16 protein-coding genes are annotated in these 12,440 nt (G+C 69.2%); 4 read left to right on the forward strand and 12 right to left on the reverse strand.

The window, feature by feature from the left end; translation table 11 throughout:
- Positions 1 to 7: 7 nt before the first annotated feature.
- From ASG60_RS21135 to ASG60_RS21165, 7 genes are all read right to left on the reverse strand, one after another.
- Complete coding sequence (locus ASG60_RS21135) at positions 8 to 616, reverse strand: glutathione S-transferase (RefSeq protein ID WP_056387749.1); 609 nt, start codon at positions 614 to 616, stop codon at positions 8 to 10.
- 30 nt (positions 617 to 646) lie between these two features.
- Positions 647 to 1,831, reverse strand: a complete 1,185-nt coding sequence (locus tag ASG60_RS21140; RefSeq protein ID WP_056387752.1) for a hypothetical protein — start codon at positions 1,829 to 1,831, stop codon at positions 647 to 649.
- 285 nt (positions 1,832 to 2,116) lie between these two features.
- Positions 2,117 to 2,584, reverse strand: a complete 468-nt coding sequence (locus ASG60_RS21145) for a response regulator (protein WP_056358093.1) — start codon at positions 2,582 to 2,584, stop codon at positions 2,117 to 2,119.
- Between the two features lie 172 nt (positions 2,585 to 2,756).
- Positions 2,757 to 3,593, reverse strand: coding sequence for a dienelactone hydrolase family protein (locus ASG60_RS21150; protein WP_056387869.1), 837 nt, complete (start codon positions 3,591 to 3,593; stop codon positions 2,757 to 2,759).
- A gap of 108 nt (positions 3,594 to 3,701) precedes the next feature.
- Complete coding sequence (locus tag ASG60_RS21155; RefSeq protein ID WP_156398977.1) at positions 3,702 to 4,208, reverse strand: hypothetical protein; 507 nt, start codon at positions 4,206 to 4,208, stop codon at positions 3,702 to 3,704.
- A gap of 128 nt (positions 4,209 to 4,336) precedes the next feature.
- The gene (locus ASG60_RS21160) at positions 4,337 to 4,804 is read right to left on the reverse strand and encodes a DUF192 domain-containing protein (RefSeq protein WP_244472899.1); all 468 of its coding nucleotides are present in this window, start codon (positions 4,802 to 4,804) and stop codon (positions 4,337 to 4,339) included.
- Positions 4,805 to 4,919: 115 nt separating this feature from the next.
- Positions 4,920 to 5,537 carry a cold-shock protein gene (locus ASG60_RS21165; RefSeq protein WP_056174832.1) on the reverse strand — a complete coding sequence of 206 codons (618 nt, stop codon included), beginning with the start codon at positions 5,535 to 5,537 and terminating at the stop codon, positions 4,920 to 4,922.
- 177 nt (positions 5,538 to 5,714) lie between these two features.
- On the opposite strand from ASG60_RS21165, the gene ASG60_RS21170 reads away from it, so the two are divergent.
- Positions 5,715 to 6,731 (forward strand): heparan-alpha-glucosaminide N-acetyltransferase, encoded by a 1,017-nt coding sequence (locus ASG60_RS21170; RefSeq protein ID WP_056387754.1) that lies wholly within the window; start codon positions 5,715 to 5,717, stop codon positions 6,729 to 6,731.
- 4 nt (positions 6,732 to 6,735) lie between these two features.
- Here ASG60_RS21170 and efp read toward each other — a convergent pair whose 3' ends face one another.
- Positions 6,736 to 7,302 (reverse strand): elongation factor P, encoded by a 567-nt coding sequence (gene efp / locus ASG60_RS21175; protein WP_056174827.1) that lies wholly within the window; start codon positions 7,300 to 7,302, stop codon positions 6,736 to 6,738.
- 191 nt (positions 7,303 to 7,493) lie between these two features.
- Between efp and epmA the strand changes: the two genes are divergently transcribed.
- From epmA to ASG60_RS21190, 3 genes are read left to right on the forward strand one after another with little or no spacing between them, the layout of a single operon-like run.
- Positions 7,494 to 8,543: an EF-P lysine aminoacylase EpmA gene (gene epmA / locus ASG60_RS21180; protein ID WP_056387871.1), complete on the forward strand. Its 1,050-nt coding sequence runs from the start codon at positions 7,494 to 7,496 to the stop codon at positions 8,541 to 8,543.
- A complete protein-coding gene (locus tag ASG60_RS21185; protein ID WP_056387875.1) occupies positions 8,540 to 9,589 on the forward strand; it encodes a lysine-2,3-aminomutase-like protein in 1,050 nt (349 codons plus the stop codon). Before epmA ends, ASG60_RS21185 begins: the two co-directional genes overlap by 4 nt.
- 48 nt (positions 9,590 to 9,637) lie before the next feature.
- Positions 9,638 to 10,489 (forward strand): YdcF family protein, encoded by an 852-nt coding sequence (locus ASG60_RS21190; protein WP_056387757.1) that lies wholly within the window; start codon positions 9,638 to 9,640, stop codon positions 10,487 to 10,489.
- On the opposite strand, the gene ASG60_RS23670 is transcribed toward ASG60_RS21190, so the two are convergent.
- The 4 genes from ASG60_RS23670 to ASG60_RS21210 form a co-directional block, all read right to left on the reverse strand.
- The gene (locus tag ASG60_RS23670; RefSeq protein WP_056175082.1) at positions 10,432 to 10,707 is read right to left on the reverse strand and encodes a DUF3253 domain-containing protein; all 276 of its coding nucleotides are present in this window, start codon (positions 10,705 to 10,707) and stop codon (positions 10,432 to 10,434) included. The genes ASG60_RS21190 and ASG60_RS23670 overlap by 58 nt on opposite strands.
- A 188-nt stretch (positions 10,708 to 10,895) precedes the next feature.
- A complete protein-coding gene (locus ASG60_RS21200) occupies positions 10,896 to 11,618 on the reverse strand; it encodes a DUF599 domain-containing protein (RefSeq protein WP_056387759.1) in 723 nt (240 codons plus the stop codon).
- A 90-nt stretch (positions 11,619 to 11,708) separates the two neighbouring features.
- Positions 11,709 to 11,987 (reverse strand): acylphosphatase, encoded by a 279-nt coding sequence (locus tag ASG60_RS21205; RefSeq protein WP_056387761.1) that lies wholly within the window; start codon positions 11,985 to 11,987, stop codon positions 11,709 to 11,711.
- A gap of 13 nt (positions 11,988 to 12,000) precedes the next feature.
- Positions 12,001 to 12,432: a gamma-glutamylcyclotransferase gene (locus tag ASG60_RS21210; protein ID WP_056387763.1), complete on the reverse strand. Its 432-nt coding sequence runs from the start codon at positions 12,430 to 12,432 to the stop codon at positions 12,001 to 12,003.
- Positions 12,433 to 12,440 lie beyond the last annotated feature (8 nt).

A 12,440-nucleotide genomic window follows, 5' to 3' on the forward strand; every position in this document is an offset into this window, starting at 1 on the left:
CCGGGGGTCAGGCCACCGGCGGTCGTGTCGCCTGCATGGACGCGCGCGCGTCGAAGCCTTCGAACCAGGCGGCGAGGGCCGGGCTGCGCCGGCGCCAAGCCAGATCCGGGAAGCGCAGATCGAGGTAGCCCAGCGCGCAGGCGACTGCGATGGTGCCGATATCGATGCGGTCGGCCAGGGCCGCGACGCCGGCCTCGAACGTATCCAGCGCGCTCTCGATCTTGGCCGTCTGTCCGGCGATCCACGCGCTCGAACGTTCGCCCTCCTCTCGTACGGTCAGTTCGTAGCGGATGAGCAGCGCGGCATCGAGGAGGCCGTCCGCCGTGGACTGGTCGTTGAGGGCAAGCCACCGTGCCGGGCCGGGCGCGGGGAACATGCCGCCGCCCAGCGCATCGAGGTACTCGCAGATCACGCGGCTGTCGGCGATGGCGTGTCCATCGTCGGCGATCAGGGTCGGGACCTGGGCCAGGGGGTGCAGCGCCAGGATATTGGTGTCCCGCTTCGTCGGGTGGGCGGCACTGGGTAGGAGTTCGATGCGCTCGGCGAGGCCGAGTTCATGGGCGACGACCATGACCTTCCGCACGAACGGCGAGAAATGCGAATGGAAGAGCTTCATCGAGGCCACCGGTGCGAGATCGTGCGGGAATCAGGGCCGGCGGGGGGTCGGCTTGGCGCGCGCCGCTGCCGCCGGAGCGGCGACGGGGGCCGGATGTGGTGTCAGCCGCGGCGTTTCCATGACGAGACGCTTGACCGGCCAGCCGTCGGCCCAACGCTCCATGTCGCTGAACCGCGGGTTGCTCTTCAAGGTTTGTGCATCGGCACCGTTGAAGGCCGCCGCGGCCGCAAGATCGAAGGTTTTCCAGTACGCAAGATAGTCCAGGCTGTCCGTCCGGGCGTTGTTGATCTGCGCGACCAGGGTGGTCTGCTCGCCCGTGAGGGCCATGTCCGGCGTCCACTTGAACGGAGGGCCCGGCTGCTTCGGGTCGCGCGGCGGATCGGGGGGCAGCTTCAGGGCACCGCCGTCATAGGCGGCGTCCGCACCCGCCGGGGAGGCTAGGGTCGCGGTGAGGGCGGGGAATCCGTGATCGTCCGACAGGGCGCGCAGGAACAGCTTGCGCTCGGGTGTCACGGCGCTCGCCTCCCGCAAGAGGCGACGCGCCGCGAGATCCGCCGCGCGGGCATCGCGATCGCCGATCACGGTGACCACGAGGGTTTCGGGCGCGATCTTCGAGAGATCATGCAGGACGATGCCGCGTGCCTTGGCGTCGCTGGCGATGCCACCCGGCATGATCGCGAAGACGAGACGCGGGGTGGGGAGGCCCTGACCGGCCGCGTCGGCGGCGATGTTGGCGGCGATGGGTGCCCCGGCGAGATGGCCGATGAGGGCGATGCGCTTCTCGTCCGGCTTGGCGTCGGCATCGCCGGCGAGGTCCGACAGCGCAGACTTGATCAGGCGGGCCGCATTGGCGGAAGCGTCGGCCGGTCGCGTCCGATTGATCTCCTGGAAGCGTGGGAACACCACGAGGTAGCCGGCGCGAGCGAGGTGATCGATCCAAGAGCCGTAGGCCTGCGGGTTCGGTGCGCCCCAGGCGTGGAGGAAGATGGCCACGGGCCGCCCTTCGGCAGGCGCGGCCCCGGCCTTGTGGAAGACGAACGTCGCGGCGCTGGCCCGGCCGAGGGCCCGCTTGACGATGGTGGCCGTGCGATCACCGACGCTGCCCGGCCCCTCCATCGGCTGCACCGGTGGAGCAGCGGCCGACGCGGGATTGGATAGGGCAGCAAGGCTGCACAGGCAGGCGGCGATGAGGCCGGGGCGGACATTCAGGCGCATGGCGTGCTCGACGGGCGAATTCGGAACGGCAGCGGACCGCTGGTCGAGACATAGCAGATCGCGGGATGCGTGCGACGCTGGGGCAAAACCTCCCAACGAGTGCGGCATTCCCGCCGCACTCGTTGGGGTATCCGAACTCGTCGGGCCGGATCAGGCAAATCTAGACAGACAATTTTAGACCCGAAGATCGTCACGTCCGGCGGTGAACCGCGATGCCTCGCCTCGAATCCGATGCACGAGTGAGGATCTGTCCTCACGCCACCGACCCGGACGATCCGTATGTCCTCAAGTTTCCACTTTACCGACGATGATCTTGGTCTCGGGCCAGCCGAGTCCGATGACGTCGGGCCCGGTCTGCGTCTCGGCGGACCGACCGGCCGCCTCCTGCACCCAGGCGAGAATGTCTTCGGCGCGCCATGGTTTCGGAATGAAGGTCGCAGACATCCGCAGATCGCTCGGCTGGTCGCCGGCGTCGCCCGACGTGAGAAGCACGCGCACCCGAGGCCAGGTGACCCCGATGATACGAGCCAACTCGAACCCCCCGATGGGACCCGGAGTCCGCACATCCGAGAACACCACGCTGACTTCGTTGCCGCGATCCTGGAGAATCGCCAGGGCGCGCTCGGCGGTCTCGGCTTCGATCACCCGGAAACCGGTCTCTTCCAGCATCTCGGCCGCGAGGTAGCGCTCGTCGGGTTCGTCCTCGACGACGAGAATGACGGGGCGTGCGTCCGACGGAGGTGCAGCACTCATGGGTCCGGAACGCTCTTCAAGCCAGGATGGCGGGCCGATCCTCGTATTGCCAGAACTGTGAACTACCCGGTGAATGTGTCGTTCCTGCGGGCGTCGAACGGGGCGCTTTTTTGGTCGATGCAGCAACTGTGCCGCACTTCCCGTCAATCACGTCGCACAGCCTCTGCAGTCGTCACACGCCTTTCGCCTTGAAAAACGCCAGAGCGCGCGTCCATCCATCCTCCGCAGGCTCTCGGCGATAGCTTGGCCGGTAATCGGCGTGAAAGCCGTGCGGGGCGTCCGGGTAGACCACGAGATCGACGGATTTGCCCGCCGCCCGGGCCTTGTCGCGCGCTGCCTCGGCGGAGGCGACGGGAATCCCCGTATCCGCGCCGCCGTAGAGGGCGAGGATCGGCGCGTTGATCTCTCCCGCGACATCGTCCGCCGTGCGGGGTTGCAGGGCCGTACGCTCACCGCCGAGCGCGCCGTACCAGGCCACACCGGCCTTCAGGTCGCGTCGATGGGCGGCGTAGAGCCAGACACCGCGCCCACCCCGACACCAGCCCATCGTCGCGAGTCGTGACGCGTCACCGTTCGACGCCGCGACGGCCCAGGCGGCGGAGGCATCGAGATCGGCGATCCATTGTGCGTCGGGCGTCTTCGAGATCACGTCCCGAACGATCACCTTGACGTCCGTCATGGTCGAGAGATCGCCCTGACGCGCGTACAATTCGGGCGCCACCGCACAGTAGCCGGCCTTTGCGAGGCGCCGGCAGATATCCTTGATGTAATCGTGGACGCCGAAGATCTCCTCAATGATGAGGATGACCGGAAACGGTCCCTGTCCTTCCGGCATGGCGCGGTAGCCTGGCATCGGGCCGTCGCCTGCGGGGATCTGGACCTCGCCCGCCACGAGACCGCTTGCGTCCGTATGGATCATCTGCGCCTCGACGGCGGTGGTCGCGAGGGTGAGCCCGGAGATCAGGCTCGTCATGACGAAGCCACGCCGGGAGAAGGGCGGCGTCAGCATGCCTTCGAGGCCGCCCGTAATGCCGGTTCCGCCTTCGCGATCCTGTTTCATGTCGTTCTCCAGTCCTCGACCCGCATCTAGGGCCAAGCGACCGGAGAACAACGTGCTTCAGTAAGCGGCGCGTTGGGGGGAGGCTTCGACCGCACGATACGGCACCGGCGTACCGTTGCGTCGGTGCCCGCCGCGGATCTGGGGCGAAACGCTCCGCTTGCGCGCATCCACCTGCTTGTTGCGCGTATCCGCCTGCTTGCGGCCCTTGGGGCGGAGCACATCGCCGAGGGCCACGAAATCGTCGGCTGCTTTCGCGGGACCCTGGCCGGCCTTCAGACCGAAGCCGGTCGCAAAGGAGGCACTGAGACCCGCGTCCCGGGGGATCTCGAAGGCTCTGAGCGCCGCGAGGAACGCTTCACGGAACGGAAGGGCTCGGCACCAGCTCTTTTCCGAAAGGTGAAGCGGCCATTCCCATAGGTCGCCCCGACGCATGGCGAGCAGATCGCGGGCGATGAAATAACCGCTGGCGCGATGCTCCAGTCCCTCCGGCGAAACGCTCCATTCGGCGTTCTCGAACGGGACTTCGGCGGTGACTCGGGTCTCGTCCGGATGCAGGCTGATCATGATGTCCCCCATCGGCGCCACGCGAATCACCCGGTCGGTGAAGGGCGCGTCGTTTAGAACAATGAGGGAACATTGGCTCGAATCGAATCGAGCGTCAAGCGATGTTCTTGTTGTGTTCGATTGAGGCGTCAGGGTTTACGGAACAGGGGATGCTCGACACGGTCACCGGCGTGGATGCCGAGCCGCGCGGTGGTGCCGGCATTGAGCTCGAGCACGGACAGGACCGGCTCGCCGGAGGGAATGACCTTGGTCGAGAGCGGTTCGGTGTTCTGCGCGACGCGGGCAACGGATCCATCCTGGCGGATGAAAACCATATCGAGGGGCAGGTAGGTGTTCTTCATCCACATGGCCACGGGGGCGACGGCCTGGAAGTCGAACAGCATGCCGTGGTCTGGCGCCATGGTGCGGCGATACATCAGTCCGCGCGAACGGTCGGCATCCGTGCGCATCACCTCCACGGCGAAGGCGTGGCGCCCGTTCCGGGATGCGATGGTGAGGGGTTCGGTCGGACCGGAGGCCGCGTCCTGCGCGGGTACGGCCTGAAGGCCCGAGCCGAGGAACAGAACGGCGCAGAGCGCACGCAGGAAGGCGGGCATATTCGACAACGCGGTACTCATTCGTCGGTGGCAAAATCTTCGGTGGCAAAATCTTCGGTGGCAAAATCTTCGGTGGGACGATCGTCGATCGAAGGTTCGTCGGTGGCGGGCGGTGTCAGTGGGAGGCGGGCAGCACACCGTCGGGAAAGCGGACTTCCGCCGCCATCTTGCCCTTGGAGCCGTCGCCGTAGCGGACGAGAACGGTCTCGCCGGGCTTGAGTTCGGCGATGCCGTAGCGACGAAGCGTCTCCATGTGCACGAAGATGTCGGGCGTGCCGTCCCCTCGGCTGAGGAAGCCGAAGCCGCGCAGGCGGTTGAACCACTTCACCACGGCCGTCTCGAGTCCGCTCGTCGGCGTGACGCTCACATGGGTACGCGGCATCGGCAGTTCGGACGGGTGCAGGGCGGTGGATTGATCGAGGGAGATCACCCGGAACGCCTGCCAGCCGCGCGGCCGCTCCGTGGCCTCGACGACGACGCGCGCGCCCTCGCTGGCGGATTGATGGCCGTCGCGGCGCAGGCAGGTGATGTGCAGCAGCACGTCGGCCGTCCCGTCGTCGGGAACAATGAAGCCGAAGCCCTTGGCGACGTCGAACCACTTGATGCGGCCGGCGACCTCGATGAGGTCGAGGGGGCGCTGGACCTCGCCACCCAGGCCTTCGCCGGAGCGGGCATCCGCGTGCGTGTCAGCCGAATGCCCCCCGTAGGAGCCCGCCCCGAAATCGTCCGACATTCAGCAACCCACACCCGAATCACGCCACGCGATCCGGAAGGGAGATTAACGAAGTCGTCACCTTCCGGAAGCCTAATTGATCACCCGCCGGGTTGATCCATGTTGCATTGTTCGGGACGCGGGTGCCGGTGCCACAGGGGATCGCGGGGGCGCCGGTTCGATGGTACGGCGAGCGGCATGGCTCCCTCCCCTTCCGGTTCCGACGCGGCTCTCGTTCCGCCCCCGCGGATGCGGATCGACGCCCTCGACGTCGCCCGGGGCTTGGCGCTCGCGGCGATGGCGGCCTACCACGCCACTTGGGATCTCGGGTACCTCCGGCTGACCCCGGAGAATTACGCGCTCACGCCGCCCGGCCGGATCGCCGCCCACCTCATCGCCGGCAGCTTCCTGATCCTCGTCGGGGCGGGCCTCGTGCTCGCCCATGGCACCGGCATCCGGCGACGGGCGGTGCTGACACGATTCGCCCGCATCGGCGGGGCGGCGCTGGCCGTCACGGTCGCCACCTATCTGCTGTTTCCCGGGAGCTACGTGTTCTTCGGCATCCTGCACTGCATCGCGGTCGCCAGCGTGCTCGCCCTGCCGTTCCTGTTCGCCCCGGCCGTGGTCACGGCTGTCTGCGCCGCCCTGGTGATCGCGGCTCCCGGTGTTGCGGGGTGGGGCTTGGCGGACGGGAGCGCCCTCGACAGCCCGGTCCTGTTCTTCCTCGGCCTCGGCAAGACGTTGCCGCAGACCAACGACTACGTGCCGCTGTTCCCGTGGTTCGGATTGGTCCTCGTGGGGATCGTCGCCGGGCGCCTCGGCGGACCGCGCCTGGCGAAGACCCGCCTCGGCCGCTGGCGGGCCGTGCGGGGGCCCGGGCGGGCGACCGCCTGGGCGGGGCGACACAGCCTCGCCGTCTACCTCGTCCACCAGCCCGTGCTGCTGGCCCTGTTCTCCGGCATAGCCGCCCTCACCGGGCCGCATCCGCGCGCCGGTGAGGCGGAGTTTCGGACGGTCTATGCCCGCAACTGCGTCGCGACCGGGGGCGAGGCCGCGGCCTGTCGGGTCGCGGCGCGCTGCGTCGTCGGCGCGTTCCGCCGCGACGGTTTATGGGCGCAGGCGCAGCGGACCTTCACGGTCGCCGAGCGGGCGAGGGCGCAGGCCCTGTCGCAGGGCTGCTACGAAGCCGCCGAGGGCACGGCCCCGGCGCCATGACGCCTCAATCCTTGGCGCGCTCCACGTAGGACCCGTCTTCCGTCATGATGACGACGCGGGTGCCGACGGCGATGTGCGGCGGCACGGCGGTGCGCACGCCGTTCGACAGGATGGCCGGCTTGTAGGACGACGACGCCGTCTGGCCCTTCATGGCGGGCTCGGTCTCGGTAATCTCGAGGGTGACGCGCTGGGGCAGCTCGACGGTGAGCGCCACGTCGTTGTGGATCGAGACCATCACCTTCATGCCCTCCTGAAGGTAGGGCGCGGCATCGCCGATCACGTCCTTCTGGATCGCCACCTGATCGTAGGTCTCGGGGTTCATGAAGTGGAAGCCCTCGCCGTCCTCGTACAGGAAGGTGTGCTCCCGGTCCTCGACGAAGGCGCGCTCCACCGACTCGGTGGTGCGGTAGCGCTCGGACACCTTCACCCCATCGGTGATGCGGCGCATGTCGAGCTGCGTCACCGGGGTGCCCTTGCCCGGGTGGATGTTCTCGATCGTCAGGATGACGTAGAGCTTGCCATCCTTGTCGACGACGTTGCCCTTGCGGAGCGTGGAAGCGATCACCTTCACGGGGTCAGGTCCTGTTCGTGTCTCGAGAAACGGGTCGGTCGCCCCGGCGCGGTTCGGGTCCGCGGGAGCGACATCGTCGTTCCGCCACTACCCTATCCGTGCCCCCGTTGCCAGCCGCAGGACCGGGTGGAGGATGGAAGGAAGGCCTTGAGACGTGGAGACGCCCGGCCGCCCGTGATATGGCACCGGCGATGACCGCTCCCTCCCCCTGGTGGCATCCGGACCGCCACGCCGACCGGCGTCCGGCCCTGATGGCGCGCAACCGCATCACCGCCGCCCTGCGGGGCCATTTCGCGGCGGCCGATTTCATCGAGGTCGAGGCCGCCAGCCTTCAGGTGTCGCCCGGTAACGAGGCACACCTCTCCGCTTTCGCGACGGAGATCCTCGGTCCCGATGGCGTGCGCCATCCGCTCTATCTGCACACCTCCCCGGAATTCGCCTGCAAGACCCTGCTGGCGGCGGGCGAACGTCGGATCGTGAGTTTCGCGCGGGTGTTCCGCAACCGCGAGCGCGGCCCCCTGCACCACCCCGAGTTCACGATGCTCGAATGGTATCGGGCGGGCGAGGACTACACCGAACTCATGCGCGATTGCGCCGAGGTGCTGGCTCTGGCGGCCGAGGCGGCGGGCACCCGGCGCCTCGCCTACCGGGGCCGCGAGGCCGACCCGTTCGCACCCTTCCGGCGCGTGACCCTGGCCGAGGCCTTTTCGGAGGTCGGCATCGATCTCCTGGCCACCGTCGCGCCGGACGGAACGACGGATCGGGATGCCTTCGCGGCGGCCGTTCTGGCAACGGGCCTGCGGGTGGCGGAGGACGACACCTGGGCGGACCTCTTCAGCCGCGTTCTCGTCGCCCGCATCGAGCCCGGTCTCGGCATCGGGCGCCCGACGATCCTGTGCGAGTACCCGGTGTCCGAGGCGGCGCTGGCCCGGCCGAGCTCCCGCGACCCGCGCGTGGCCGAGCGATTCGAACTCTACGCCTGCGGCGTCGAACTCGCCAACGCGTTCGGCGAACTCACCGATCCGGCCGAGCAGCGCCGCCGCTTCACCCTGGAGATGGACGAGAAGGAGAGAGTCTACGGCGAGCGCTACCCCATCGACGAGGCGTTCCTCGCCGCCCTCGCCCTCATGCCCGAGGCCAGCGGCATCGCGCTCGGCCTCGACCGGCTGGTGATGCTCGCCGTCGGCGCGCCTCATATCGAGGATGTGCTGTGGACGCCCGTCACCGGGGGGCGCCGGTGAACCGCCCCCTGAAGAGCCCCGCCGACCTCGCGCGGGCCGGGCTGGTGGACGCCGCGGCCCTCCCCGCCCTGGAGGCCGTGGCCGCCCGCTACGCCGTGTCGGTGACGCCGGATCTCGCCGACCTCATCGATCCGGCCGACCCCCACGATCCCATCGCCCGCCAGTTCGTGCCGCGGGCGGAGGAACTCGCGACGCGCCCGGAGGAGGATGCCGACCCCATCGGCGACGACGCCCACAGCCCGCTCGCCGGCCTCGTCCACCGCTATCCCGACCGGGTGCTGCTGAAGCCGCTCCATGTCTGCCCGGTCTATTGCCGATTCTGCTTCCGCCGCGAGCGGGTCGGCCCCGACGGGCTCGGCACCCTGAGCGACGCCGAACTCGATGCAGTCTTCGCCTATATCGCCGGTCGGGCGGAGATCTGGGAAGTGGTGGTCACGGGCGGCGACCCCTTCGCCCTTTCGCCGCGGCGGCTGGCCCGGATCGCCTCGGCGCTGCGGGAAATCCCGCACGTACGGGTGCTGCGCTTCCACACCCGCGTCCCCGTGGTCGAGCCCGCGACCGTGACCGACGGCCTCGTCGCGGCCCTGAAGCAGTTCGGCGGCGCGGTGTTCGTGGCGCTCCACGCCAACCACCCGCGCGAATTCACCCCCGCGGCGGCGGCGGCCATCGCCCGCCTCGTCGATGCCGGCATTCCCATGGTGAGCCAGACCGTGCTGCTCGCCGGCGTCAACGACGACCCCGACACCCTGGGCCGGCTGATGCGGACTTTCGTGGAGCATCGGATCAAGCCGTATTACCTCCACCACGGCGATCTCGCGCCCGGCACCGGCCACCTGCGCACCGATCTCGATGCGGGGCGCGCCCTCATGGGGCATCTGCGCGGCCGGCTGTCGGGCCTCGCCCAGCCGCTTTATGTCCTCGACATCCCCGGCGGCCACGGCAAGGTGCCGGTGGGGCCGGACTACCTCCGCGCCACGGCGGCCGGCTGGCGGGTCGAGGATCCGCAGGGTCGTGTCCATGCCTACCCGCCGATCCCTGAGGCATGAGGCCGGTCCGGGTCTCGCGTTCCCTCCCCTGAAGGCCGCTCCCGCGCCATGTTCTTTCCGCTCTCGAAGCTGATCTTCTTCGTCATCACGCCGTCCAACGCGCTGATTCTCGCCGTGGTCGCCGGGATGCTCCTCATGACCGTCGGGCGCTGGCGTCGCTTCGGACGTGTGCTCGCCGGGGCGGCGGGCCTCGGGCTTCTCGTCGCCGGTTTCTCGCCCCTCGCCCTCTGGGTCGCCTTGCCTTTGGAGGATCGGTTCCCGGCTTTCGTCGACGACGGAACCCCGGTCACCGGCATCGTGGTCCTCGGCGGCGGCGTCGAGACGCGCCTGTCGACGGCGCGCGACCAGTTCGTCGTCAACGACGCCGGGGAACGCCAGCTCGCCCTCATCGATCTGTCCCGGCGGTATCCCGACGCGCGTCTCGCCTTCACGGGCGGAAGCGCCGCGCTGCGGCCGGGCGAGGTGTCGGAAGCCGAAATCGTCGGCCGCACCGCCGACGGCCTCGGCCTGCCGCGCACCCGTCTCATCCTGGAGAACCGCTCGCGCAACACCCGCGAGAACGCCGCCTTCACCGCCGATCTCGTCAAGCCGAAGCCCGGCGAGCGCTGGCTCCTCGTTACCTCGGCCTGGCACATGCCGCGCGCCGTCGGGTGTTTCCGCGCGGCGGGCTTCACCGTGGCCGCCTATCCCGTCGACTACCGCACCGCCGGGCCGCGCGACGCGGTGCGTTTCAACAGCTTCGCCTCCGACGGGCTCGCCCTCCTCGATGTCGTGGTCAAGGAGTGGATCGGCCTCGTGGTCTATCGGCTCGCCGGCTACACCGACGCCTGGATGCCGGCGCCTCAGGCTTCGTCGGTTCCGGCCGAATCGACGTCGGCCGCTGGCAGCGCCAGCCGGTAGATGCCGCGGAAATCGTCGACATCCTCCACGGGCTTGCCCTTGCGCATGATCGCGATCTGACCGGCCTTGGTCATCCGCACGGCGATGCGGCGCACCGGCTGCATCATCGGGCTCCACACTTCGGGCTGGGCGCCGCCGATGTCGCGGGCAACCTCCGAGGGGCAGACGGTCTTGCCGGGACCGCGCTCGGCCAGGAGGCGCAGGATGGTCTCGGCGATGAGTTCCTCGCTGGGGCCCTTGCGGACCGATGGCGCGGGGGGGGGTGGGGCTGCCGCCTTCGGGGCCGGCGGCGCCTTGGTGCCAGGTGCCTCGCTCGCCTTCTTGGCAGCGGCCTTCTTGCCCTTGAGGGCTTTTGCGGCGGCGATCCGGGCGATGGCGGTCTTGCGGGGTGGTTTCTTCGGATTGGTCATGGGTCCAACCCCTGCCCTGTCCCGTCGTCCTGCGCCAGGAGGGCGGCGCGAATTTTCGAACTGAACTGACGTCGCCACATCACGCAGACCACCGCCGTCGTGGTGAGAAACAGCAGAACCGGGCTCACGAACCATCCGAGATAGGCGAGCGCGAAGAAGAACGCCCGCTGCCCGCGCGCGAAATGGGACCCGGCCGCGATGTTCATCGCGGAGGCACGCCGCGCGGCGAGTTCCATCTCGGCCATGCTGGCGCTGGAGCCCTTGGGCGGCACCGCGCCGAGCAGGATCGCCCCGTAATTGAACAGCCGGTAGGCCCAGGAGAATTTGAAGAAGGCGTAGATGAACACCACCGCCAGCCCCGCGACCTTGATTTCCCAGGTCGTCCGGGTGGCGACGGCGCCGAAGGGCAGCGCCCCGAACAGGGTCAGTACGTCGTCGCCCGAGCGCGACAGGGTCAGGACTCCGCCGAGCGCGATGAGGGAGGTCGAAGCGAAGAACGCGGTACCGTTCTGGAGGGAGGCGTTGATGGTGGTGTCCACCACCCGGTTGTCGCGGTGGATGAGCTGCTCCGCCCAGACCTCGCGCTGGCGGTTCATGATCTGGCTCAGGCTCGTGCGCCGGCCCCGCATCCGCGAGACCGCCATGCCGTAGCCGGCCCAGGCCGCCACGAAGAAGCACAGGGCCGCGAAATCGAGGTAGGAGAAGTCCGCCGTGATCATCGGGTGCGCCTGATGCCGGGCCGATCGCGACCGCTCCGGCGCTAGCCCGGATGGCCGCTCCCTGTCCAGGGTCGGGCCCGTGCGGCCGTTTCAGTCGTGCAGGATCTGAAAGCCCGCCACCGGGACCGGTCCCTCCGCCTCGGTGATCTCAGTCACGCGTGCCCCTGGAGGCCCCTGCCGGCAAGCGGCGAGCATGGCCGCGACGGCGTGGGCCTCCCCCGAAAAGGTCGCCGCCACTGTGCCGTCGGGCCGGTTGCGGACGTGGCCCGAGAGGCCGAGGCGCTCGGCTCCGCCCTTGGTCCAGAACCGGTAGCCGACGCCCTGCACGCGGCCGTGGATGATCGCCTCGACGGTTCTGATCCGGCTCATGGCAATGCCCCTGTCAGGCGGCTCGGCCCCGCAGCCAGCCGCGCAGTTCGGCGATGTAAGGGGTCGGCAGCTGCGCCGCATCCGCCGCCGCCAGGACCGATTCGAGGTAACCCGGACGCGGTGCTCCCTGAGCGGCGCTGCCGCCGAGATAGATCAGGGCACGCTTGGCTCCGCCCTTCAGGGTGACGGGCTGGTAGGCCTTGATGTAGAGGCCGCCGGCCACCCCCTCGTAGCGATCGAGCGCCGGCACGTCGGCCAGCGCGAGTTCCCAGACCACGCCCCACACGGTGGCGCGTGGATCACGCACCACCGAGGCGTAGCCCTCGCGCATGACGATGAAGCGGTGGCGGTTGAGCCGGCCCTGCCCGATCAGGCGCGAGCCGGGGCAGCGCGCCGCCATGGCGGCCGCGTCCATGTTGGCCCCGTAGGCGAAGTAGAGCGGCAAGGGCCGCG

It is taken from the genome of Methylobacterium sp. Leaf469, from assembly GCF_001424745.1.
Taxonomy (GTDB): Bacteria; Pseudomonadota; Alphaproteobacteria; order Rhizobiales; family Beijerinckiaceae; genus Methylobacterium.

What these genes read in the sequence shown, in the direction of transcription:
- ASG60_RS21135 (WP_056387749.1), bottom strand. Translation starts at nt 616, where the DNA reads ATGAAGCTCTTCCATTCGCATTTCTCGCCGTTCGTGCGGAAGGTCATG.
- ASG60_RS21140 (WP_056387752.1), bottom strand. Translation starts at nt 1,831, where the DNA reads ATGCGCCTGAATGTCCGCCCCGGCCTCATCGCCGCCTGCCTGTGCAGC.
- ASG60_RS21145 (WP_056358093.1), bottom strand. Translation starts at nt 2,584, where the DNA reads ATGAGTGCTGCACCTCCGTCGGACGCACGCCCCGTCATTCTCGTCGTC.
- ASG60_RS21150 (WP_056387869.1), bottom strand. Translation starts at nt 3,593, where the DNA reads ATGCTGACGCCGCCCTTCTCCCGGCGTGGCTTCGTCATGACGAGCCTG.
- ASG60_RS21155 (WP_156398977.1), bottom strand. Translation starts at nt 4,208, where the DNA reads ATGATCAGCCTGCATCCGGACGAGACCCGAGTCACCGCCGAAGTCCCG.
- ASG60_RS21160 (WP_244472899.1), bottom strand. Translation starts at nt 4,804, where the DNA reads ATGCCCGCCTTCCTGCGTGCGCTCTGCGCCGTTCTGTTCCTCGGCTCG.
- ASG60_RS21165 (WP_056174832.1), bottom strand. Translation starts at nt 5,537, where the DNA reads ATGTCGGACGATTTCGGGGCGGGCTCCTACGGGGGGCATTCGGCTGAC.
- ASG60_RS21170 (WP_056387754.1), top strand. Translation starts at nt 5,715, where the DNA reads ATGGCTCCCTCCCCTTCCGGTTCCGACGCGGCTCTCGTTCCGCCCCCG.
- epmA (WP_056387871.1), top strand. Translation starts at nt 7,494, where the DNA reads ATGACCGCTCCCTCCCCCTGGTGGCATCCGGACCGCCACGCCGACCGG.
- ASG60_RS21190 (WP_056387757.1), top strand. Translation starts at nt 9,638, where the DNA reads ATGTTCTTTCCGCTCTCGAAGCTGATCTTCTTCGTCATCACGCCGTCC.
- ASG60_RS21200 (WP_056387759.1), bottom strand. Translation starts at nt 11,618, where the DNA reads ATGATCACGGCGGACTTCTCCTACCTCGATTTCGCGGCCCTGTGCTTC.
- ASG60_RS21205 (WP_056387761.1), bottom strand. Translation starts at nt 11,987, where the DNA reads ATGAGCCGGATCAGAACCGTCGAGGCGATCATCCACGGCCGCGTGCAG.